Source organism: Shewanella sp. SP1S2-4 (assembly GCF_031932075.1).
In the GTDB taxonomy this organism is placed as follows: domain Bacteria; phylum Pseudomonadota; class Gammaproteobacteria; order Enterobacterales; family Shewanellaceae; genus Shewanella; species Shewanella baltica.
The window spans coordinates 16633-41729 of record NZ_JAUOET010000037.1 but is presented as its reverse complement, the minus strand read 5'-3'; the positions used below and the strand labels follow the sequence as shown (position 1 = coordinate 41729).

General features: G+C 44.8%; 18 protein-coding genes and 1 riboswitch. Of the genes, 9 read left to right on the top strand and 9 right to left on the bottom strand.

The features are described from left to right. Both Q4Q52_RS20845 and Q4Q52_RS20840 read left to right on the top strand, forming a co-directional pair. The coding region (locus Q4Q52_RS20845; RefSeq protein WP_311991562.1) for a hypothetical protein at window positions 1-880 on the top strand (880 nt) is incomplete at its 5' end. Between the two features lie 1053 nt (window positions 881-1933). After that, the gene (locus tag Q4Q52_RS20840) at window positions 1934-2968 is read left to right on the top strand and encodes a transposase (protein WP_311991561.1); all 1035 of its coding nucleotides are present in this window, start codon (window positions 1934-1936) and stop codon (window positions 2966-2968) included. Window positions 2969-3561: 593 nt separating this feature from the next. Here the strand turns inward: Q4Q52_RS20840 and Q4Q52_RS20835 are convergent. The 3 genes from Q4Q52_RS20835 to gbpA all read right to left on the bottom strand — a co-directional run bounded on the left by Q4Q52_RS20835 (window position 3562) and on the right by gbpA (window position 9201). Beyond that, window positions 3562-5718, bottom strand: coding sequence for a S46 family peptidase (locus Q4Q52_RS20835; RefSeq protein WP_311991560.1), 2157 nt, complete (start codon window positions 5716-5718; stop codon window positions 3562-3564). A 295-nt stretch (window positions 5719-6013) separates the two neighbouring features. Then, complete coding sequence (locus Q4Q52_RS20830) at window positions 6014-7189, bottom strand: aromatic amino acid transport family protein (RefSeq protein WP_311991564.1); 1176 nt, start codon at window positions 7187-7189, stop codon at window positions 6014-6016. A 566-nt stretch (window positions 7190-7755) separates the two neighbouring features. Further along, the gene (gene gbpA / locus Q4Q52_RS20825; protein ID WP_311991559.1) at window positions 7756-9201 is read right to left on the bottom strand and encodes an N-acetylglucosamine-binding protein GbpA; all 1446 of its coding nucleotides are present in this window, start codon (window positions 9199-9201) and stop codon (window positions 7756-7758) included. Window positions 9202-9323: 122 nt separating this feature from the next. Then, window positions 9324-9423: riboswitch (cyclic di-GMP riboswitch) on the bottom strand. A 411-nt stretch (window positions 9424-9834) separates the two neighbouring features. Here gbpA and Q4Q52_RS20820 point away from each other — a divergent pair. Then, window positions 9835-10389, top strand: coding sequence for a TMEM165/GDT1 family protein (locus tag Q4Q52_RS20820; RefSeq protein ID WP_311991558.1), 555 nt, complete (start codon window positions 9835-9837; stop codon window positions 10387-10389). 111 nt (window positions 10390-10500) lie between these two features. Here Q4Q52_RS20820 and katB read toward each other — a convergent pair whose 3' ends face one another. The 6 genes from katB to fkpA all read right to left on the bottom strand — a co-directional run bounded on the left by katB (window position 10501) and on the right by fkpA (window position 17755). Continuing rightward, entirely contained in the window at window positions 10501-11976 is a 1476-nt protein-coding gene (katB, locus tag Q4Q52_RS20815; RefSeq protein WP_311991557.1) for a catalase KatB, read from the bottom strand. A 339-nt stretch (window positions 11977-12315) separates the two neighbouring features. Further along, entirely contained in the window at window positions 12316-12558 is a 243-nt protein-coding gene (locus Q4Q52_RS20810; protein WP_311991556.1) for a YgjV family protein, read from the bottom strand. A gap of 82 nt (window positions 12559-12640) precedes the next feature. Then, window positions 12641-13078 (bottom strand): PaaI family thioesterase, encoded by a 438-nt coding sequence (locus Q4Q52_RS20805; RefSeq protein WP_006080418.1) that lies wholly within the window; start codon window positions 13076-13078, stop codon window positions 12641-12643. Window positions 13079-13183: 105 nt separating this feature from the next. Then, complete coding sequence (locus tag Q4Q52_RS20800) at window positions 13184-13639, bottom strand: hypothetical protein (RefSeq protein ID WP_063884117.1); 456 nt, start codon at window positions 13637-13639, stop codon at window positions 13184-13186. A gap of 110 nt (window positions 13640-13749) precedes the next feature. Then, a complete protein-coding gene (gene exeM / locus Q4Q52_RS20795; protein WP_311991555.1) occupies window positions 13750-16362 on the bottom strand; it encodes an extracellular exonuclease ExeM in 2613 nt (870 codons plus the stop codon). 619 nt (window positions 16363-16981) lie between these two features. Continuing rightward, the gene (fkpA, locus tag Q4Q52_RS20790) at window positions 16982-17755 is read right to left on the bottom strand and encodes an FKBP-type peptidyl-prolyl cis-trans isomerase (protein WP_300480982.1); all 774 of its coding nucleotides are present in this window, start codon (window positions 17753-17755) and stop codon (window positions 16982-16984) included. Between the two features lie 154 nt (window positions 17756-17909). On the opposite strand from fkpA, the gene Q4Q52_RS20785 reads away from it, so the two are divergent. From Q4Q52_RS20785 to pepN, 6 genes are all read left to right on the top strand, one after another. Beyond that, window positions 17910-18860 (top strand): hypothetical protein, encoded by a 951-nt coding sequence (locus Q4Q52_RS20785; protein ID WP_311991554.1) that lies wholly within the window; start codon window positions 17910-17912, stop codon window positions 18858-18860. Between the two features lie 9 nt (window positions 18861-18869). Further along, window positions 18870-19082: a SlyX family protein gene (locus tag Q4Q52_RS20780; RefSeq protein ID WP_006080410.1), complete on the top strand. Its 213-nt coding sequence runs from the start codon at window positions 18870-18872 to the stop codon at window positions 19080-19082. Between the two features lie 65 nt (window positions 19083-19147). Continuing rightward, window positions 19148-19705, top strand: coding sequence for a peptide deformylase (gene def / locus Q4Q52_RS20775; RefSeq protein WP_311991553.1), 558 nt, complete (start codon window positions 19148-19150; stop codon window positions 19703-19705). Continuing rightward, window positions 19705-21108, top strand: a complete 1404-nt coding sequence (locus Q4Q52_RS20770) for a hypothetical protein (protein WP_311991552.1) — start codon at window positions 19705-19707, stop codon at window positions 21106-21108. The genes def and Q4Q52_RS20770 overlap by 1 nt, the downstream gene beginning before the upstream one ends. 69 nt (window positions 21109-21177) lie before the next feature. Further along, window positions 21178-21771 carry a penicillin-binding protein activator LpoB gene (gene lpoB / locus Q4Q52_RS20765; protein ID WP_311991551.1) on the top strand — a complete coding sequence of 198 codons (594 nt, stop codon included), beginning with the start codon at window positions 21178-21180 and terminating at the stop codon, window positions 21769-21771. A 254-nt stretch (window positions 21772-22025) separates the two neighbouring features. Beyond that, window positions 22026-24659: an aminopeptidase N gene (gene pepN, locus Q4Q52_RS20760; protein ID WP_311991550.1), complete on the top strand. Its 2634-nt coding sequence runs from the start codon at window positions 22026-22028 to the stop codon at window positions 24657-24659. The last annotated feature ends 438 nt before the right edge of the window (window positions 24660-25097 follow it).

Here is a 25097-nt window from a genome sequence, read left to right as displayed (position 1 = left end):
CAGCCAGAGTGCTAACCCGTATTCGTATATTTTGAATAACCCGATGAGTGGGACTGACCCGACTGGGTATAGTGCTGTTCGAAGTGGCAATGCATCTGCTTGGCGCACGAATGAGTTGATGGGAGAGTTTGCTGGTACTCCTTTTCCATCAGAGGACAAAATGAGAAGGATAAATGAGATGTTTAAAGGAACATCTCATCTTTTTTCTGCTTCAAATGGGCAAACAAATGATGAGAATTCCACTGGGAATAACTCTGGTGAGGATGACAAAGAAGGAGTTGGCATTGCCGTTTCAGAAATCGCAACTGCTGCGGGGGCGGGAAGTGTAGCACTTAGCGCTATTGAACATATAACAAAAGACAAAGCTCTTGTACCTCCAGCAGGAGATTATAAATCAACAAGCCAATCCAGAGGGCTAGGTAAGTTAGAAAAGGTTAAATGGGGTAAGGCAAATCAAATTCCACTAAAAAATATCACTTCATTTTCTTCGAGAACTGGAGGTCTTTTAGGGGTTGCTGCTGCATTTGCATCTGCAATGGCAAATAAAAATGCTCTCATTAGCGGTGATATTACGGAAACAGAATATGATGGAAAACTTATCTCTGATTCTGTAATGGCACTTGTTTCTATTAGGGGTGGGAGTGGTGGTGCTTTAGCAGGAGCTGCATATTTTGTGGCTGATTATGTTTTTTCAAAAGATGATGTGAATGGTTGGATCATGATTAAAAGAGGTGGATTTCAAGCAATGGAAAATACCCAATTAAATTTTCAAGAACTGGGGCGCGGCATGAAAGGTATTAGGCAAGAGTATTATAATAACCCGAGAGGGCTAATTAATAATGCTTTAGGTGTTAAAGATATAAAACCTAAAGGAAACTGATTATGTGGTTTTTCCGAAGTTTTATTATTGGTGGCTATGCATATTATAGAAATAAAAAATTCGAACATGGCAATGCAGTTACAATGCTAATACTACCATCTTTTGGATTGCCAGCATTGATTATAGGAGGGGTATGTCTTTATTTATGCCCCGACGCATCATTGTTCTTTGATAAATATGCGCTCGAGTTAATATTGATTTTTTTGGTTTTTGGTTTAACTTTAATTTATAAGTTAGATAGATATTTAGAAATTTATAATAATGATGGAAAATTAGCTGATTTAAGGAAAGATATTCGAGTTCACAGTGTCACTGTCTATTTATTACTTATTGTAAATTTTTGTATTTGGTACTTCCTAAGGTAAATGCTAAATGAGAAAATGTTCTAAATTAGACACTAATTATTAAATGCTGTGGAGTGAAAAAATAACTAGGTATAAGTCCAAAAAATACCCAAGCTACTATTCAATATGTTAAAAATGACATAAAATGTATTAGGCGAGAATATGACAGAGATCTAAATGGATTTCTTCATAAATTATTAAGTGTTCAATATATCAGCATTGGTGGGGGGGGGTGATCATGGAGTTTTTTCGAAGTTTTATAGTTGGTGGGTACGCATATTATAGAAAAAAAGGCTTTGGCCATTCTGGAACAGTGTCAATGTTGCTTTTTTCATCATTGGGTTTTGTTTTAATTATTTTTCATGGAATATTGAACTCTAATGGCTTTAGTTTTTTCTCAAACATTAACTATTATGGTTATGTTTTTTTAGTCTTTTTATGTTTTTTATGGTTGTACATTAATGCTCGGCTTTGTAAATTTTTAAAAAAATATGAAATTGATTTTGATTCTAGTATAGGTGCTAAGGAAATAAAATTTCATAGCTATATAACTTATTTTTTAATTGCAATATTTATTTTTGTTCGGGTGTTCATTTAACCTGCTTTTAGTAGACCATGCAAAAAGCGGGGACAGCCACATCTTTTTGTGTTTTTCAGTTCCTTCTACTAGGCTTTAAATTATCCTGATTTTGTCTGTGTGGAGTTTGTGATGACCTCGGCCAGAAGACAGTTAATTGATGCCAATGCGACGCCTTTTTATCATGTGATAAACCGCTGTGTTCGTAGGGCTTTTTTGTGTGGTGAAGATAAGCTCACTGGTCGCAGTTACGAGCATCGACGTGGCTGGATTGTCGATAAAATCAAAGCCTTGTCCGCGATATTTTGTATCGATATTTGTGCCTATGCGGTGATGAGTAATCACTATCATTTAGTGCTTAAAATTGATGTCGACAAGGCCAAATCGCTAACGCAAAAAGATATTATTCGTCGCTGGTGTCAAATTACTAAAGGCCATGCTGTCGCGACTAAGTATATGAATGGTGATGCTTTAATCGACGGTGAAGTGATATTACTTGATCGCTTACTTGCAGAGTGGCATGAACGATTAAGTAGTATCAGTTGGTTTATGCGCTGTTTAAATGAACAAATTGCCCGCAAGGCCAATCGTGAAGATGAGTGTAAAGGCGCCTTTTGGGAAGGCCGTTTTAAGTCGCAAGCGCTGTTAGATGAGCAAGCCCTGCTCGCGTGTATGATGTATGTGGATTTAAATCCAATCAGAGCAGGCATTGCCGATTCTTTGCAATCCTCTGATTTTACATCGATTCAGGAGCGAATTAACTCGCTAAACACCCCAAATCATCCATTAACCCTCCCTGTGCCACAAACTGACTTCTCAACTAATGAAGCTCATATTCCCCACAAGTCTCTCGTCCAATTCGATGGCGCAGCTCACCTGAATCAGCAAGTGGGTATTCCCTTTCACTTTGCCGATTATCTCGAACTGATTGATTGGACAGGCCGCGCCATCCGCCTTGATAAGAAAGGCTATATCGATAATCAACGACCGAAACTACTCAATGAATTAGGTATAGCGCCCGATGCGTGGCTCACATCAGCCAAAGAGTTTCGTCGTCAATACAGTGGCATAAGTGGTCGATGGGATAGCATGTGTGCATTTAAAAAGCAGCATAACAGCGGCAAATGGTGTAAAGGTAAAGCCTCAAGCCAAACGTTACATCCTTAAGTTGCTCACGACTCAGCGTTTAGGATTATTTTTGTTTATCCGAAATGGAGAGAATTTCGCGCAAAACATAGCACGCTTTTGTCCGAAAGCTTGCTAGGTATCTCCTTCATACAGACTGGTTACACTAGTGCCCAAAAGGTGAGCCATGGTGATTTGCGAGACGACCGTCCGCCCCATGGACGGGTCGGTCGAGCATCCACGGATGGACTTGCTGCGCGTCGACGGGTCAATGCCATGGCAAGCCTATATGCATGGATTTCAGCCAATGCTAACCCACTAAAAAATAAAACTAAAAATGCAGGTCCTACGGCACTACTTTCCAACAGATTTCAGTCCCCAAAATATGTTGCGTATATATTTTCAATCCACGGTTCCGCTAATGCTAGAAAGTTGAGCTAATGCTATGGCACGCCTATCAAGACTGCTATCTCAACAGCTATCAGCAGTCATTGCACAAAAAAATAGCGATAAACCCTGTGAGTTTATCGCTATTTTATTATCTTGTTATGGCTGCATTCAAAGAGCGCTACATCACGCTTAAATGCTGATAATCCAGCCATTATAGGCCGCACCATTGCTGATGCGGCAATGGCTTACTTAACTATTTCCATCTCGGCTAATAGATTGTCGGCATGATCTAAATACTTCATTACCCACAACATATAGCGGCTATCCACTTGGATTGAACGGTTGATGTTATCGTCATATGCCCAGTCGCCGATAATACTTTCATACACACCATCGAACAGCAGACCGACTAATTCAGCGCGGCCGTTTAGGGTGGGTGAACCTGAGTTACCGCCCGTGGTGTCTAACGTCGACAGGAAGTTAACCGGTACAGAATCGATGGCTTTCACATAGAAATCACCGTATTGCTTCTGCTTAATCAGCTCTAACTCTTTTTTCGGTGCATCGAATGGGTCAACACCTGTGTCTTTTTGCACTATGCCTTCAAGGCGAGTGAATGGCACAGCCACTAAACCGTCTTTTGGCGAGTAGCCTTTCACATGACCCACAGTGACACGCAGGCTTGAGTTTGCATCGGCATACACAGGTTTACCTTGCTCAAGATTGTAGGCAATGATGGCATCCATGTACTGCGGGCGCACTTTCATCAGCTCGCCATCCAGTTCTTTTTCTTTCTTTTCTTCTGCCATATCTGTGTCATACATAGCCACGGCGAATTGAATGAAAGGATCTTTAGAGGCTTTAAAATCGGCAACGGATTTATCCATCCACGCCAGACGCACGTCTTTTTTGCCTAACTCAGTTTTGGCGTACATTTTGTCTAAGGTTTTCGAAAGCTTAGCTTCGCTGAACTTTTTATCGATACCAAAGGCTTTATCCAATGCAGGTAGACGTTTGTCCTCTGGCAGTGCGGCGTAACGTTTCAGCATATCGAATAACACGGCTTTATCGACGCTTGGCGCATAACGACGATCGATACGCTCCATGCTTGCTTTGAGGCGAGTCATATCACGTTCTTGGAAGCCAGGTTCACGCTGCATATCCGGCAGTTGTTTCTCGTTCGCTAAGCGATACAAGCTGCGCGCCGTTGGCAACATAGTCGTGCTACCAATGTAGCTTAAGATCATGTCACGCTCTTGATGCGCTTTACTCTTGGCAATTAACGCATCTAATTCCGCTAAGGTTTTACCGTATTTTGCATCACGGCTGCTGTCTTTAGCGATCCACGCTGCAAGCTCAGCTTCGCGGGCTTTACGGTCCGCCAGCATGGTGGATTTGCCATAAAACTCGATCATTGAGGTGAAGTTTTTCGCGTAGTTTGCAAGGCCAGCAATTTGACTCTCGTACTTAATACGTTCGTCACTGCCCTCTGGCGCGGTATCTTTAATGATCTCAATAAAGCGCTCGCGCAATAACTTACCTTCTGGATAAGCCCACTCGAACTGATTTTGTACTTCATTGGCGGTGCGATATCGGTTGGTGCGACCTGGGTAGCCAGCGACCATGACAAAATCGCCATCGCTCACGCCTTTAGCCGATACTTTTAAGAAGCTTTTGGGCTCGTATGGCACGTTATCGCTACTAAAATCGGCAGGTTTGCCCGCTTTCGACACATAGGCGCGGTAGAAAGAAAAATCGCCGGTGTGACGTGGCCACATCCAGTTATCGACGTCGCCGCCGTATTTACCCACGCTAGCGGCTGGGTTATAGACTAAGCGTACGTCGCGGATTTCCAGTTGTTTAACCAGATAATATTCAAGACCGCCGTGGAAGCTATAAACTTGGCAACGGTAGCCGTCTTCTTTTTCGCATTCAGCTACTAAGGCTTTTTCTTGGCTTTCAACGCCTTGATAGAAGTCACTGCCTATTTTGCCTTCAAGCCCGCCTTTAACGCGCTCAGTCACATTGGTCACATCTTCGGTCACGTACACACGTGAACCCGGTGTGGCAGGTAATTCATCGGCGAAGGTCTTAGCTAAAAAACCATCTTGTAGCAGGTTTTTTTCTGGGGTGGAGTTGTATTGAATCGCACCATAGGCACAGTGATGGTTAGTGACCACCAAGCCTTTTGGCGATACGAATGACGCGGTACAGCCACCAAGGCTGATCACTGCGTTCATTGGGAATTCGGTGAGTTTTGAAATCGATTTTGCATCAATTTCTAGCCCTTTTGCTTTAAGCTCATCGGCCATAGCGGGCAGCTGATGGGGCTGCCACATACCTTCGTCAGCCTGAGCGCCAAAACTGGCGGCCACGGCAACTGTGAGTAACCATTTTTTCATTGTGTTAAGTCCGTTTTATGTGAATGAAGCCACGCGCAAGCTGGGCCATGTTCTCGTTTTAATCGTGTTGTTTTTATCTTAAGTCACTGTATTAAAACCCAGCATCACTCGCTTTAAAACCTAAAAAGCAAAAAGTCAGGCCGGGGCCTGACTTTATCACATCGGATACACTCTATAACAGACTCAGAAAAATTCGCTTACAAAGCAAATACATTCCATCAGCTACATTCCATCAGCGTTACCCCGCGGCGTTCGCTACAATGCTGACGCTAGCCGCGAATTAAATACCAAGCCGTTAGATTGCAACAAATAGCTGGGCGCCCACAATCACAGCGCCTAACAAACCTGCCATCACTAAGCCCGCAGAACCACCCGACACTTGATAACCGCCCGGTTGTGTTTGGCGTTGACGCAATGCCATCACAATTGGCAAGAAGATGATCATCACCACCAATGGCACAGCTGCGAATCCCAGTACCGCCACAAAGCCTTCTGGCAGATACAGAGCACATAATACTGGCGGAATGAAGGTTAACAACCAGGTCTGCATACGGCCGGCAAGCGTCTCTTTTGCACGGGTTAATTCGGCGACAAAGTCATACAGGCTTAAGGTCACCCCGAGGAATGAGGTCACTAGGGCTAAATCGGCGAATAACGAAATGCATTTGCTGATCCAAGGCGTATGGGCAATTTCCTGTAATGCCGTCACTAGTGACGGTAATGAACCTTCGAAACCACTGACTTCATAGCCGCCTACTGTGCCTAAGGTCACTAACAACCAAAGCACATAACAAGCGAGTGGAATCGTCGAACCGATTAACAATACCTTGCGCAGTGAAACTGCATCGCCATCCAGATAACGCACTAAAGTGGCAATACAAACGTGGAAACCAAAAGAGGTAAACACTACGGGAATCGCCGCCATCCAACTGCTGGTCATCGACTCGGCAATCGCGCCCGTTGCCATGCTGGCAATACTGACTTCAGGCAGGAGAAATAACACCACAACCACCAGCAGTAAAATCATTAACGAAAACAGGAAGCGGGACACTTTATCGACCCAAGCCACACCGAGCGCCGCAAATCCGCCGAGCACTAGGGTAAACAACAATACGGCGACTTGATTATCGAGCACGATATCAAACATGTTCTTCGCTTTAAGCACTAATAGCGATGACCCACCGGTGAGATAAGCGGCGGTCAAAGCAAATAATAAACTTAAGAAAGAAGCGCCTTGAATTATCTGGCCTTTTTTACCCAGCAATTTACCCGTAATGACATGCAGATTATCACCCACGCCAGTGCGTAAGTTAATTTCGAGCATCAGTAATGAGGTATAGGCAGATACGCCCCAAATAACGACGAGTAACACTAACGCCGGAATAATACCTAAAGCCGCGGTAGCTAAAGGTAAGGCTAACATACCTGCGCCAATGGCCGTCCCGGCAACGATGGCGATCGAGCCTAACATTTTTGAATTCACACAATAGTCCTGTTCAATGATTAATTATTATTTTATTTGAGTAAGATTTGAACCGATAAAGCCTTGCGTCTTAAATCGAAATAAGCAACACATCACTTAAAGCAGCTTCAAAAAGCATCCAATCGGATCTCATTCCTGCAGATCAATTGGCCCCAATAGCTTTTGAATATTTCAACCCAGTAGCCATTGAGGCTAACTAAATCGGTTGCATAAAAGTGGCATGACTTTCAATTGTGATAATCCTAATAACAACATAGGTAAAATAGATAGTTTGGGACATTAACAGAGCCAAACCCAGTGGGCAAGCCAGTTGTGAACAAAGATAAGTCGCGCACTGTACGGTAACAACTTAATAGCGCTGTGATAAACGAAAACATACAAGCCAACAAAATCGCTACCTTTGTTGGAAATACGTGGGGTTCAGCATTGTGGGGGAATCGAGGTAAAACGTGTACTTTGACTGTTGCTAGCGCGCTAAATATGGGCTTAAACATATTCGCTGTGTTTAAGCCCAATCACATCATGTTGAGAATCGATTAACTCAAGATGCTAATTTACAGCTCAGTCCACGCCATAGTCCAAGAAGCGCCAAAACCTGGCTCAAATCCTGTGGCAGAAGCCGACCACTGCATGCAATAGCCGCTATAGGGGAATGGCTTACATTGATACACTTTGCCATTTTTAGGCTGTAACACTGTAGTGCCCGCAACGTAACCTTTGACTCCTTCAGGGAAGGCAAAATCCGCTTCTGGCGCTGGTGCTTGATCCTTTAAGAAAAGATCAAAGTTCTGCTGAATAACATCACCTTGTTTAGGCTCAGCTTTAACCTGCAAGTGATAATGCCCTGCTTTAGGCGCAACCACGTCTAACACTAAGCTCGCGCTGGTATTGTTAACGGTTTGACTGACAAAACCCGCAGCCGTACCATCGTGGCTAAACAAATACGCTGACACTAACATTTCAGCATTGCTGGTGACGTCAAAACGAACCTGCGCCGCGCCGTCGATAATTTGATAATCGTCAGCAAGTGAAGTGACTTCTAAGCTGTTGCCCGGTGCGGGCGCCAGATCAAATCCCACTTCAACACGCTCAATACCTGAAGTCGTCGCAGTAAAAATGTCGTTTTTGCCATACACAGGCTCAATCACACCTGATGCATTTTTTTGTCCCGCTTTTAACTGAGACTGCTGGGCATTAATCGCGCTAGCTAATAGGAAAGGCCAGTTTTGTTTATCACCTTGAGTCGCATCGCTAATGGTAATCACTGTTTGCTTAGCCGGTTGCTCACCATTGGCATCGAACACTCGAGTCATCACTTTATCGCCAGCTTTGAGATCGAGTGACGGATTGATGTCGCCCACATCGAACCATTCACCCGGTACGACGGGACCCGAATCCAAGTTCACATCGATAGCATTGTAGAAACTGTTAGTGGTATCACCCACTTCCCACACGGCTAGAATCACTTGATAACCGCTGCGACCTTCTGGCACATAACAGTCATGGGTCACTAACTTAGGCGGCTGCACCATGCCACCATCGACTACGCAGAATGGCGCTAAGTCAAAGCTCGCACGGCTTAAAGCTTGGTTTTGATTCCAATCTTGGCGAGTTAAATAATAACGCCAATTGCGGGTGACATGATTGGCAGTGAACTGCCAACTGAACTTATTCCAGCCCGCTTTGATATCCGTCTTTGACCAACGGCTGGGACTCTGTTCATCTAAAGGCGAGAAAGCACCATTACCCGCACTCGCCAGTTTGCCATCAGCAGGACCTGACTCAGGAAAACCCGATGGTCCTTCAACGCTTTGCGGTTCCCATTGCACCGCGCCACAGTTGGCATTGTTGCCGGTTTTACAGGCATAGGAACGTGACTCTGGCGCCACAACATAACCGTGTGCCTGTGCAGAAATACTCACAAATGTATTTGCCGCCATCACTGCGGCGGCCAATAAACTTAATTTAGAAACAGGGGAAAAAACAGTAGGATTTGCCACTTTAATGCACTCCATTTGCACCCATCTTTGCCAGTATTGGCTTGGGCTTAGGTATAAAAGTGGTATTTGGGCAAACAACAGCATTAAACAGCAGTCGTTTATCTTTCACAGAAATCGAATTCTGCGGCAACTCCGCTATCTTAGTTCACTAAAAAATCCATTTACAACCTTAGACCGGAAGCTTTGCGTCCTAACTTTTCAATTAGTTTGCCAAATACGGTAGGTGTCATCGAATCACTACGAGTTAATAGTATGTAATCAAGTAGAAATGACCTGGCTAAATTAGCAACAAAAGACAACGCTGTCAAAAAATTAACCCATTTATATTCATATAATTACAGAATGTTGCGCGGTATTTTTCTGACACCTGTCAAACATCTATTCGTGTCTACTGCGATAAACTGGTGCTTGAAACCGAAGTTCACTTAGGTATAATGCCCACCTCGCTTCGGGGGAGTAGCTAACTGGATTTCGAGCCATCGTCATCTAGGGTGAACATCAACATACTTGGCCACACGCCATGGTGTTCACAGCAAATCATCGATTTGCCCAGCAAGACCTGAGCACAATGACTGCACCTAGGGGTGGACGGTTTATTGTGCTTATGTCTTAACCACCCCTAAAGGATCACACTTGGAAGCCCTACTTGCCTCAACCTTTACGGTTGCTATTGCCGAAATTGGCGATAAAACTCAATTGCTTGCACTTATTCTCGCCGCAAGATTTAAACATAAAACCGCCATTATTTTAGGCATTTTTCTGTCAACGTTATTCAACCATTTTGCCGCCGCTTGGATTGGCCAATGGGCGATTAACTGGGTCAGCCCAGATCTTGCCCGCTATTTAGTTGCCGCGTCGTTCTTCGCGATTGCCCTTTGGGTGTTAATCCCAGATAAAGTCGATGCTGAAGAGAGCCGTTTCTATAAAATGGGCCCCTTCCTCGCCACCTTTATCCTGTTTTTCATCGCCGAGATGGGGGATAAAACGCAAATCGCAACGGTAGTGTTAGCCGCAAAATACGATTCATTAACTATGGTGGTTGCAGGCACAACCTTAGGCATGCTGCTTGCCAATGTACCTGTGGTGATCGCAGGCCATTTCAGCGCCGAAAAATTACCTATGTTGTGGATACACCGCGGCTGCGCCGTATTGTTCGCACTGTTAGGCGTAGCAACACTACTGTTCTAGATCATTGATCATATTAAATTAAGGCAACAAAAAGGCCAGTGATAAACATCACTGGCCTTTCTACTTACAACGGTTGTATTGAGATAAACAGTGTCGACTTAGAAACGCAGTTTATAAGCCTAATGCCGTTTTAATCCGTTGACCGTAATCCGCATCTGCTTGAGTAAAATGCGCCACCATACGTTGCTGCACATCTAAACTCGCTTGACTTAATGAACCTGAAATCGTTGCCACTAGGCGCGCTTTCTCCGCTTCAGAGAAGATGCGATACAAATTACCCGCTTGGGTATAATCGTCTTGGTTATAACGACTGTAACGCGTCGCTTCACCTTCTAAACGCAATGGTGGTTCGCTAAAGTTTACTGGCTCAACCAAAGCATCAGCAGTGCTGTTCGGGCCATAGTTTGCCGAAGCGTCGCCACCCGTTTGGCTACCATGGTAAGGGCATTGCGTGCCCGCCATCGCACCTGCACGTTGATGATGATTTGCCTTAGCGGCATGCGGGCAGTTCACTGGCAATTGGTTGTAGTTAGCACCAATGCGGTAACGCTGGGCATCGGCATAGGCAAATAAACGTGCTTGCAACATCTTGTCGGGTGAAGCGCCGACGCCAGGAACCAAATTGCTCGGTGCCAATGCCACTTGCTCAACTTCGGCAAAATAGTTTTGTGGCAGACGATTCAGTTCTAATACACCAATCTCAAGTAATGGATAGTCGCTATGCGGCCAAACCTTAGTTAAATCAAATGGATTGATATGGTAAGTATTGGCATCTGCCTCAGGCATAATCTGCACATTAACCGTCCAACGCGGGAAGTTACCATCAGTAATCGCCACCACCATATCGCGCTGGGATGAATCGGGATCGATCCCTTTTAATTTATCAGCCTGTTCATTGGTTAAGTTGACCACACCTTGCTGGGATTTAAAGTGGAACTTCACCCAGAAACGCTCGCCCTTGGCATTCCACAGCGAGAAAGTATGTGAACCATAACCGTGCATTTGACGGTAGTTGGCTGGAATACCGCGATCCGACATCAAAATGGTCACTTGATGCATGGCTTCAGGATTCAATGACCAAAAGTCCCACATAGCCTGCGGATCTTTTAAGTTTGTCTTAGGATTACGCTTTTGCGTATGGATAAAGTCTGGAAACTTAATCCCATCTCGTAAGAAAAAGGTCGGCGTGTTGTTACCCACGATATCGTGATTACCACGGGCAGTATAAAAACGTAAACCAAAACCGCGTGGATCGCGCTCAGCATCGGCAGAACCCATTTCGCCACCGACGGTTGAGAAACGAATAAAGGTTTCGGTTTGCTTACCAACGCCATTGAAATGGTCGGCAATAGTGTAATCGCTTAAATCTTTAGTGAGGGTAAATGTGCCGTAAACGCCAGTACCTTTGGCATGCACGATACGCTCAGGGATACGCTCACGGTTGAAATGGGCTAACTTTTCAATTAAATGCCAATCCTGTAATAGCAAAGGACCGCGTTCACCCGCCGACAGTGAGTTTTGATCGTCGGCCACTGGGGCGCCGTTTTGGCTCGTTAAGTACTGACTTGTTTGATGTTGTTGACTCATGCCCTGCTCCTTAGTCTTGATTGCTGGTTAACCAGGTTTCAATTAAATCGTAAATGGTGGCCATGGTTTATCTCCTTGGCTGGCGACGTGTTGTCGATGGAGCAAGAATAGAGAATCGCCAACAAAGAATAAAACGATTAAACTAGATTCGTGCAATCTATAAAAAAGATTAAAAGAAAAATATCAAAGTCGATAAACGATTGCGCGGACTCACAGCCAATGGTCCGCTCACATCACTAAGGTGTGGCTGAAAAACCAAATGGCTGCTCGCAGGGATGAAGCAGATTACTGTAAAGCTGAGTGCGGTACAAAAAAGCAGAGAAAGATAATGCGCTGCCATTAACTGGCGGGTGAGCCGGCTTCGCGGTAAAGCTTAACCAGATAATAAGTGTCTATCAGTACGATAAAAAAGTTAACTAAGGCAACAGGATAAGCCCCAATTGCCACGCCGTAGGCCACAAATAATGCCGCACCGATAAGATTCCACCAGCGCAGTTTTTTGATGTTTGACATCATCAGTGATATTGCAACGACCACAGACGCTAAATAACCAACCCATTCCCAAATTGTCGCGTTATCCATATCCAATCCCTATTCATATATTATTTAAATCAAACGATTGATACGCCATTCACACCACAGGTAATAAGCTGGCTCATTGCATTTAGCGTTTAACGACAGCCGCCGTCATCCGTGAAATACAGGTCAGTTCACCGGCGCTGTTATGGATTAACACTTCCCATACAGAGCTGCGTTTTCCTAAATGAATAGGCTTAGCCGTAGCGGTTAATAGCCCATTACGGGAAGCCCGTAAGTGGTTAGCGTTAATTTCTTGACCGACACAATAGTACTGCTCAAAATCCACCGCAAAATTTGCCGCATAACTGGCAACGGTTTCAGCAAGCGCAACATTCGCGCCGCCATGGACTATCCCCAAAGGGTTATGCACCGCAGGGCTCGCTGGCATAGTGGCCTTCATGTAATCGTCGCCAATTTCACTGATCTCAATCCCTAAGGTCTGCATCAAGGTGCCTTTACCGCCCATACCGGCATCTAAACGCGCGCAATCCTCTAACGTGACAGCTCTAAACCAAATACTCATTGCAACTTCCTAGTCAATAAAACCAATCAGCAGTTTACTGCGAAGTGGATGAAGTTCAACTAGTTTGCGCTAAGCCAGTCCCGTCAATCTCGGCAAAAATAAGACTCAAACTAACCATTGTTTAGTAACACTCAGCCGACTAAACCAGACGAGAAACAATCCCCAGAACACCACCACACTCGGCATGATTAATGCGTCAGCTCCTAGCACCACAGCCGCTTGTTGAATGCAAAACACATAGCTCATTTGCAACAAAACCGCGATAAGTGAGGCAACCAGCACTTTATAGGCAAGGGATTTTCGCAATAACAACAATAGGCAGCCCAGAACGCCCGACACCACAGCAAAGCCAAATACCGCATCAACTAAAGCCGGCGTGGTCTCATAGAGTTTGATTTGATCTGGGCTCATTTGCGCCAAGGCATCCGGCGTCATGGTCATTTGGATCACAAAGGCCATCAGCCCCATGATATTCCACAATAAACTGAGCGTTGCGACAAAGTAAAACCACAGTGGCGCCTTCGCTTTAATGGTTTTCAGCGGATTTGAGACTGTATCCATACTCACTCCTAATAAAAACTGAAAAAAACAACTAAAAAAGGGATGGCGAACCATCCCTTCGTTTCAGTCTAGCTCACAAATAACACTTGTGAGTTCACCCGTTACACAGGTTAACGGCGACGACGTTGTAAACCAAACAAAGACATCAGTGCTAAACCTAAATAACCCAAAGCACCGCCATCATCTTTAGGCGTAGGCTCAGGTTTTGGTGGCACAACTGGCGCAGGGTAGCTTAAGGCAACGATCACAGGATCGTGGTCCGATGCAGAGAACGCATTTTCAGATTTAGCCAGATCACCAGAGAACTTCTTACCGTATTCAAACAGGTTAGATTCCACTGAGTTGATGTGCCAGTCTTCAATATCCACTAAACGTTTAGCTAAGCTAGCATTGGCTAAGGCATGGTCTAAGTTGCCTAGCTCGCCGTTATAGCTATAAGAGAAAGTGCCTGCACCGTGGGCTTTTGTGTTCAAGTTGATCAGGCCATAACCTTTTTCAATCTTGCTGCCTTGGCGTTCAAATACTTTGCCATCGAGCGTCGTCCACGAAGCGGTCATGATGTCACGATCTGACTTGCTCGCATCAAAGTCAGTCAGTACGCGGATAGGATCTTCCATGCCGTAGGCATTCATATCACCGATGATCAGTAAGTCGCCCTTCACGTCTTTTAGCGTTTCACCCAAGACTTTGGCGGCAGATACGCGGAAAGCATTACACTTGCCCTGTTGATCGGCAGGATCAACTGACTCTTCGAAGTTAGCCCAATCTTCTAAACAGCCTGAGCCTTTAGATTTCAAATGGTTAACGACTACGGTCAGCGACTCATCATGGATTTTAAAGGTTTGCGCTAAGCTGTGACGTTGGTAAGCATCGTTACCTGGATTTGTCTCAGTTTTGCCATCTTTAGTACGAGTCACGCTGCCAGCACTGGCATGTTGCTCAGGAGTATCGATAGCTTGAGCAGCACCTGCTAAGGTCACTTTGCCGCCACGGTATAACATGCCCACAGTGATAGCATCCGTGCCAAAGTACTTGCCGTCATACTTGTCAGCGTCGGTGATTTCAACAAAGCTATAAGCGTTTTCAGGCGTTTGCTTCTCGTTCAGTGCATCGACTAAGTTTTTAATCGCACTCTTCTCACCAAAACCGTTGTTGGCAATTTCCATCAGACCGACGATATCGGCGTTCATGGCAGTAATAGCGCTAACTATTTTAGTACGTTGTAGCACCATTTCTTCAAGCGTTAGGGCGCCACGGTTACTACCTGATGGATTGGTATCACCACCATCAACATCGTTAAAGAAGTTCAACACGTTAAAGCTAGCCACGCGCAGATCGCCCTTAGTGGCGACGCTTGGGGCTTCGGTTCTGTCATCACCACGGATAAAATCACCCGCTGTAATAGTGTTAGTTGCCACTAAACGATAAGCGCCGTAGCTGTAACCAATCACACCTTGCAGGTTAGTCAGTTGGTCGCCCACACGGATATAGCCCGTTTCCACATTGAAATCAGGGAAGTATGGAATTACACCGTCGGCAGGTTTGTAATCAGATTCGATAAAGAGTTGGTTTTCCAGGTTAGATTTAACTAACGCAGTCGCTTCAGCAGAAAGCGCGGGATAAAGCTGTGTCGACTTCATTAGCGGTTCTTTATAAGACACTAACATGTTGTTGCGACGGCCAGCGTAATCATAGCTGAAGGTACGGCTGATCTTAAGATCGCTGCCCGCATCTAAGACCACATTCATGCCTTCATAACGCTCTAATGCTTGCGCTAAGGTTTCGCCATCGGCGACATAGAAAGGCGCGGCAACTGGGACTTCACCCTTAGCGCCAACTTCAAATTTCTTATCGGCTTTAATATCGATTTGAGTTAAGCCAAAGTATTCTTTCACTTTACCCTGCACACACACTTCAACCCCAGGTTGAATTGCTTCAGGCGCCGCTTCACCTAAGAATACAAACACACCATCAGAGGTATACGGTGAGTTATCACCTTTCACTTCTTGCAGATAAAAACCTTTAAACAAGCTTTCGCCACGGGCAGTCACAACACCGCGCACTGTCACTTCGCTTTCAGACTCAAATGCACCTTCTGGTACAAATGGGCTAGACTCGCCCGCACCTTGTACTTGATAAATCGGCACTATTTTAGCGCCGCTGCAGCTAAAGAGCGGCACTTCTGGCTCAGCTGGAGCTTCTAGATAACCTAAACCTGAGAAGGTATCTTTAGGTAATTGTTCCCACTGGGCGGCATTAAATACCGTATTCGCCACTAACGCATCTAATTTACGTTTTAAGGTAACGTCTAATCCCCAACCCGCAGGAGTAGGCACATCGCCAATAATATCGACAACCGCATCATCTTTAACGAGTGCGACCGCATCACCACCATTAAAACTTAAACTGCCAGAGTAACTGTCAACACCTTGGTCAAGCGTGATCACAGCGCTAGAATTTAAAATCACTTTAGTCGTTTTAGGCGCAATGGATTGGCCATCTAATGCCACCATATCTGACGCAACAGTTGCACCATCTTTATAACGAACCAGTTTATAACCCGCGAGATCAATTGCCGTATCGCCGCCGTTATAGAGTTCAATCGCTTTATTGTTTGAGCTACCTTCAACATATTCGGTAATCATCACATCTGCGCTTGCCATCATAGGCAAAGCTGCTGCGACAGCTAAAGAAATCGCCGTTAACTTATTAACATTATCCATATCATCAACCCCATTATTATAATATTGCCGCTAACTTCTATTAACGTGCGGGCGGATTATTTCAGAGTTGAATGCTTAAAAAAAGAGGGCAAGATCGCACATTGCCAATGTAACACATTGATGAGTAAATGATTATGGACATGACACTGTTCACCTAGCAGAACAAGGTGATAATTCGAAAGTATTAGCCAAATAAAAACAAACAGTAAGAGTAATACACATATGCTCAGCCAAAGCATTAGCGCGAACAAATAATAACCAATATTTTAATGTGATATTTTGATGATATTTTTCGGTATGGTATACCCAATAAAATATAAAGAACGCGGCGCTTTAACAGATGACTGATATCATTAAAACGTAATTTAGCCTTCATCATTTTGAAATAAATCCAACGCTAAAACGAACTAGATTTAATGATTAATATCATCCATTGGCATAGCCGATAGATATTGATGGTTGCTATAAAAAACTAAACATGAGTTAAGGCTGCAAACCTTGTATAGCACGGCAATAAATTAAGCATTAAAACAATAATGTGATTTTTACAGACAAAAAAATACCGCTCATTTAGGAGCGGTATTTCACTTACTGCGTAATAAACGCGGCAGTTAATTCATTACTTTTTAGCTGCTGGTTCAGCGGCTGGCGCTGCAGATGCTTTCTCAACTGATTTCAATTCAACTTCAAAAATCAGTGTGGAATTGGGTGGAATAGTACCAGTGTCACGCTCGCCGTAGGCTAAGTTTGCAGGAATAACAAACTTGTACTTAGCGCCAACTGGCATTAATTGTACGCCTTCGGTCCAACCTGGGATCACGCGATTCAGTGGGAACTTAGCCGTTTGACCACGTTTGTATGAACTGTCGAACTCAGTACCGTCGATTAACGTACCTACATAATCCACTTCTACAGTGTCTTCAGCAGCAGGTTTTTCGCCAGTACCAGGTGTTAATACTTCGTATTGCAAGCCTGATTCAGTGGTCACTACGCCAGTCTTAGCTTTGTTTTCTTCAAGGAATTTTTTACCATCTTCGATATTCTTAGCAGAAATCGCAGCGGCTTGTTCCTGACGTTTATCGTTTAACTTTTTATCTAGACCTTGAAGAATGGTTTGCATTTCTTCTTCGGTTAATTTTAATTGGTCATTCAGACCATTAGTGAAACCAGTGACAATCAGAGTGCGATCAACTGGCAGGCCTAATTCTTCTTGCTCTTTGATATGGCCTGACATGTAACGACCGATTGAAGCGCCTACACTGTAAGCTTCTTTTTGAGCTTCTGTCGTTAATTCAACACTTGTACTCGCAGCAGCTGCTTTTTCTTCTTGATTACAAGCAGATAGGCCAATAACGGCCAATGCAACTAACGATAATTTATAAATCGATTTCATTAAAGCTTCCTCAGCATCCTCAAGCGGTTACAATAACCTAAGCGTGACAACTTTATACTAGTTATCTCGGTTATACCAACTAGATTCTTTATGGGTTAACAGTGATTAATGTCACTTGATCAAGTCTAAAGACAGCAACTTAGGGAGCAAGTTCATGAAGAAAAATCTACTGCTGGTAATTTGCACAATTTTTCTGACAGCTTGCCATCCTAAAGCGGAAGACATTAGCGTTCTCACCACGGAACCTAGCTATAGCGCGAGTCTATCGAGCAATGGACAATTCGCCTTAGTCGCCACCCAAAGTAGTGGAGTCCAATGCTGGGATCTCAGCACTCATACACTTAAATACCAATGGATACATGGCGATATCAATACTGGCGTCACAGGTACAGCGATTTCGCCCAACGGACTATTTGCAGCATCGTTAAGCCGAGATTCAGTTGCCATGTGGAGAATAGCCGACGGAAAATCCCTGGGTTGGTGGTCCTTGCCATCATCCGGTGAAAGCGTGGCGGTAGCCGATAATGGCGCGCTACTCATTGGTTTAAATGATGGCTCCGTCATGTCACTCAATGCCGCCCAAAGTGCCTTAATCAAATTTCTGGGACATAAAGATCGCGTCAATAGCGTTTCACTCTCCGCGGATGGCCGTTTAGCATTAACGGGGTCGAATGATATGCAGGCGATTCTTTGGCAGGCGCAAACCGGTCAGCCGCTTCATATTTGGACCTTAGGCAGCCGTATCACTAAAGTGGCGCTTAACGACAGTGGCACGCTAAGTTTTACCAATGGCAGCACAAATGAAGCAAAGATCTGGGATAACACTAGCGGTAAACTGTTAAATCAGTTAGATATTACCCGTCGTCAGATGAACTTTTCCGCGGTGAGGTTTATCAAACAAGACAGCCAGATATTAACGGGAACGCCGGCGCGGGAAGTCATATTGTGGCAACGCGACTCGGGTAAAGAAATCGAAAAATGGCAAGTTGCACTCACTAAAAACAGCCAAAATCGAGGAGCCGTTGTATACTCTGTGGCAATTCGAGATACCAATAAAGTCGTTAGTATCAGTAGCCAAGGCTTAGTTGAGACTTGGCAGCAATAGAGGTTAGTCATGCAAGGCGTACAAGCACAGATTGAAGATCTAGAAACCAAATTGGCTTTTCAAGAGCTCACAGTCGAAGAGTTAAACCAAGAAGTGATCAAATTAAATCGACTTGTGGCTCACCAGCAACACCAAATTCACATGTTAATTGGTAAGTTGCAGGATATGGAACCGAGTAATATGGCGACTCAGGCTGAAGAAACACCGCCGCCACATTACTAAATACTGACGCTTTAAAATAAGACTTTGATTAAAAGACGGTTACCGCAAAATATCCAGGGAATGCGATGTTTAAACATTTGATGCCAAAACAAACCCCGCCAGTATTACCTATAGCGTTAGTGGGTGAAGCTATCTTAGGGCAGACTGCTATTGCAGTGCAGCATTTTAATGCCGAACTTGCGCACCTTGCAGAGCAAATGTCTGCCAGCATGGAAGCCGCCAATGGCGTTGGCATCGCGGCGCCACAGGTTCACAGTCCCTTAGCCTTATTTATTATGGCTTCTCGCCCAAATGAGCGTTATCCCGATGCGCCCAATATGGCGCCTGTAGTCGTGGTTAATCCGCAAATCATTAATGTATCAAGCGAGTTGGTCAGCGGAGAAGAAGGCTGCCTATCCGTTCCCGGTAAAAGATTTAACATACTAAGACATCAAGCCATTGAAGTGCGCTACCAGAATTTACAAGGCGAGTGGCAGCAAACCGAATTAACGGGCTTTATTGCGCGGATTTTTCAACACGAATTTGATCATCTGCAAGGGATCACCTTACTCGAGCGTTCACTTATGCCAGAACAGGCTCAGTCGATCTCAGCCCAGTCCATCGAACAAGGTGAAGCGCAATAATGAAACTGTCTTTGGTTACACCTTTATCTCGCGCGTTTATCGCACCCGCTTTGGCAATGGGGTTGGTGCTAGGTCTATCTGGCTGCGCCTACAACAGTATTTTCATTAATTACCCTTCACAGATTGAACCGCTCAAACAAGAGTTGAATAGTGCAACGCCCTTGGCCGATATCGACAAACTTGCCAGCAATATCAATGGCAACGATGGCCTACTCTATGCTCAAGAAGCGGGCCGTATTGCTCAAATCGCCGGCGATTTTGCGGCCAGTAAAAAGTACTACCAACAAGCGGTCGATGCTTACACCGCCTTTGATGATAAGGCCAAAGTCAGCGTCAGTGATATTAGTGCCACAGCCAGCAGCTTAGTGTTAAACGACAATGCGATTCCGTACCGTGGTCCTGGGTATGAACGCATCATGCTGCACCAATACCAAGCCCTTAACTATTTGTTTAGTGGCGATTACCAAGGTGCTTTAGTCGAAGTTCGTCGCAGTAACGAGTTACAAAGCAGCGAGCAAGAGCGCTATCAAAAATCGCAAAAGTCGGTACAAGCCATGGCGAACGGGACTATCGATGCCGAGGTCAACAAGCTAGGCCAAGCCGCAGGCACTGTGACGAGTTCTTTCTTAAACGCTTACAGCTATTACACCACTGGCGTATTACATGAAGTGCTGGGTGAGCCGAACGATGCCTATATCGATTATCGTAAAGCGGCGCAAATCACCCCAGACAACACCTATTTACAGCAAGATCTGGTGCGTCTCGCCAAGCAACTCGGCATGCCGCAATATGATGAGTTTAAACGTCGTTGGGGCGATGCTAAGCTGCCGAATCCCAAAGATGGCCAAGTGATTTTGATGGTCGAGCGCGGTTTTGTGCCCGCTAAGCAAGCCCTTACCGTACCTTTTACTATCCATGGCAATTGGCAAACTGTATCGCTAGCCACTTACATGCCAAACAATACTTTTGTGCCAGAGACGCAAGTGCAAGGTTTAGGTACAGTGCTGAAAACTGAACCTATTGCCAATATCGATGCCTTAGCCATCACAGCACTCAAAGAAGATCTGCCCGCAACCTTGGTTCGCCAAGTCGCACGTGTCTATGCCAAATCTGAGATGGCCTATCAGGTTGGAAAGAGTGGCAGCCCCGGAAACAATGCCGCCGATATTGGCAGCATAGCGATGCAGATTTTTAACGTAGTAACAGAGCAAGCGGATCGTCGTAGTTGGCTGACGCTGCCTAAACAAGCACAGATCGGGCGGCGTTATTTGAGTGCGGGTGAATACACTTTGCAGTTAGATAAAGCGCCACCGGCAAAAATTGACGTTGCAGCAGGCAAAACCACCTTAGTCTGGGCAATTGATACTGGTAATTACACCCGAATTTATTCAATAATCATTTAGCCTAGCGGTTGTGGTATTTGAATAAGACGTGTGTCATTAAGTTTATACAATCACAAAATGGAACTGACTATGAAACAATTTAAACTGATTTTTGTGCTGGCTGCCGTTATGGGTCTGGCTGCATGTCAATCTAAAGTCGAATATGGCGATGCCACCGAAGTTGAAACCGTCAATGAGAATTTTGGCTCAACGGATCTACAAGCTATTGCAGCCAAGATGGTGGATAGCATGATGACTTTCCCTCCTATCGTGGCCATGACAGCCAATAGCCGTCCGATTTTATTTGTCGACAGCATCAAGAACAAAACCTCAGAGCATATTGATACTGAGTCTGTTACTGACTCTATCAGCAACAAACTATTGCACTCAGGCAAGTTCCGTTTTATCGATATGACTAAAGTAGATTCAGTCCGTAAGCAATTGGATTACCAAAACAACACTGGCATGGTTGATCCATCAACCGCCATCAAGTTTGGTCGTCAAATCGGCGCGCAATACATGTTATACGGCAATTTATCTAGCATAGTTAAGCAAGACGGTAGCACTAAAGACGTGTACTACAAGATGACAATGCGTTTAATGGATTTAGAAACAGGCCTGATCGAATGGTCTGATGAAAAAGAAATCCGTAAGATGAAGTCTAAGTCTTTCTTAGGCATGTAATTGTCTCAGGCGCTGACTGTCGCCAAACAGAAATCCCAAGAAGCCAGCTTAAACGCTGGCTTTTTTTTTACATTTTTAACATTGGTTATCCTAGGCAAATAAGGTAGTGTACTCGGCCAAAATACACTGCAATGATGCTGCTTCAAATCGGCGCTGGCACGAGGGATCATTTGCCACTCAGGCAGCCCCAAACATCCGATATTGAAAGTAAATATCCAAGCAGAAAACAAAACAAATTGTTGAAGGATTCAGTTGTGAACTTGTTTAAAGCCAGTTTTGTTGCCCTTGCCTGCGGCGCATTGATGTCGTGTGCCACCCAAAGCACTCTTAATACGGGTCCACGTGACGCCAGTGCTTACATTAGCCAATATCAGGCCGCGCTGCGCTCGCAGGTTATTTCCGATGTTCGCTATGAATTAGATTTTCAGCTCACTGGGGAAGCCGAGTTTTCCGCCACCTCCAAAGTGACCTTTCAATTAAGTGAAATACCAAAACAACTGAGCTTAGATTTAAACAAGGCACAGATAAAACGCTTTATCATCAACGGTACCGCCGTATATCCAAACTATAATGGCACTTACATTAGCTTAAATACGCGTCTGCTGACCTCGGGTGAAAACACGGTTGAAGTGCAGTTTACTCGCCCTCACAGCACCAATGGCGAAGGTTTGCACCGTTTTAAAGATCCGGTCGATGGCAAGGTCTACCTCTATTCGCATTTTGAACCCGCCGCCGCGCAGCAAATGTTTGCCGTATTCGACCAACCGGATATCAAAGCCAACTATCAGATTACGGTCACAGCGCCCAAAGATTGGCAAGTGATTAGCACTATGCGTGAAAGCCAAATCACTCCAGCAGGCGCATACAATCGTTGGACCTTCCCTGATACGCCAAAACTCAGTCCGTATAACTTTTCTATGCATGCGGGCCCTTACCACATGTGGCAGGACAGCTCGGGCCGCTATCCGATGCGCCTGTTCGCCCGTGAATCTGTGGCGAATCAAGTCACACCGCAGGATTGGTTTAACTATACCAAACAAGGGTTAACCTTCTTCGATAACTACTTTGGCATTCCATATCCCTTTAAGAAATATGATCAAATTCTGGTGCCTGATTTCCTCTATGGCGCCATGGAAAACGCGGGGGCTGTGACCTTTGCCGAAGATCATTTCCTCTATAAAGCAGCCATGACGGCAGATCAAAAACAAAGCCTAGCCGGCGTTATCATGCATGAAATGGCGCATCAATGGTTTGGCGATCTCGTGACCATGAAATGGTGGAATGGCCTGTGGCTCAATGAAAGCTTTGCCTCCTTTATGGGCACGCTTGCGACTCAGGAGGCGACCGAATTCACCAATGCTTGGCGCACTTTTTACGCTAAAGGCAAACAAAGAGCTTATGAGCAGGACAGCTTAGTCACTACGCATCCAATTGAAGTGCCTGTGGCAACAACCCAAAACGCCTTCGACAATATCGATGCGATCACTTATCAAAAAGGCGCATCGACACTGAAACAACTGCGCCACTTGCTGGGCGACATGGTGTTTCGCCGTGGCGTCAGCAATTATTTAAAACAATATAGTTATCAAAATGCCGAATTAGACGATTTTATCAATAGCCTAGGCAAAGCCGCGGGTCGTGATTTAAGCGCTTGGACTCAAGAATGGCTCTACAGCGCGGGCGTTAACACCATCAAGACGGAATATCGCTGTGAAGCTAACCGCATTAGTGACTTTAGTCTGCTACAGCTCCCTGCAAGCACTGAACTACCAACATTACGCGAACAAAAAGTCCAAGTGGCCCTCTTTACCCAAGGCCGCTACGATTTACGCCATGACGTTACTGTGCCTGTCACGTACAAGGGTGAGCGTACCGAAGTCAAACAACTGATTGGTGAGCGCTGCCCTGACTTAGTCTATCCAAACTTTGATGATTGGGGTTTTGTGAAAGTCGAGCTCGATGACAAATCCTTTAACACTGCAAAACAGCAGTTGAGTAATGTGTCAGATCCACTGCTGCGCTCTATGCTGTGGCAAAGTCTGTGGGACAGCGTTCGTGAAGGTAAATTGAGCTTAGATCAATACCTAAGCACAGTATTTGTTAACGCGCCTGCTGAGACGGACTACACGATTGTCGGTCAGATCATCGATAGCATGTTGCGCTCGAAGCAGTATCTCGCACAAATCGCACCTATTCAGCAAAACTACGCTGAGAATGCAGTCAAAGGCTTAAGCCAGATGAGCCTTAGAAAAGCGATGGAAAGCAAAGGCGATAATGACTTCCAACGTATTTGGTTCGATGCGTATGTCAGTTTAGCCAGCGACAGGGATTCACTGCGCCATCTAGCACAACTCGTTGACGGCGAGACAAAAATTAAGGGGTTAACCTTAGATCAAGATTTGCGCTGGGCGATCATCACCCAGCTCAATCGCTATGATTTCCCTAACGCGCAGCAACGTTTAACCAAAGAAGCGGCCAAGGATAATTCGGACTCAGGCGAGAAAGCAGCGCTTGCGGCGCAAGTGATCCGCCCTGAGGCCGCGGCAAAACGTCGCTGGCTAAGTAAGGTTCATCGAGACAGCCTGCCTTTCTCTAAGCAACGTATTATTATGCAAAATCTTTATCCTGCTGAGCAGAAACTATTGAGCGCGGCTACGGCGGAAGAACGTTTGGCGAGCTTAATGGATATGGACAAAAAAGGTCCCGTATTTATGCGTAACTACAGCCACTTCCTCGTTCCAACCGATTGTAATTACAATAGTATAGCAGCGCTAGACAAGGTGCTTGATCGTCAAACGGGATTATCAAATATCACTCGCCGCAATCTATTAGAAACCCGTCAAATGGAACAACGCTGCGTGTTGATCAAAAGTAAAATGACCCAATGATATTTAAGCCATTTTAGAATTAAAAAGGAGCTTCTAGAAGCTCCTTTTTTGTGCGGTAATAGATGGAAGCTAAGCTCGAAACATAACAAAAAGTAACGCAAACAACTTAACGTTAAATAAACAAGCTAGCATTCTGAATCAATTAATCGCAATCGAAAAACGGTAACATAGTTAATTATATCGTTAGCGAGAATCGGTATGTTTTAATGGCTTAGTGACGGTAAATAATGATATTCGTCATCTGTAAAATATTATTTTCTCTTCGATTCAGTCTTCTCAGTTTATCGAGTAAGCATTAATAACAAATGGCTTACCTAATCGTTATTTGCATAAAAATCATGCCATTATAAAGCGACTGATTTATGGGCGTCATGTCTAAATTTATTACTATAATTTCTCAATGCTTTAATGTTTTGTCTCTTACAGCCGCTATACTAA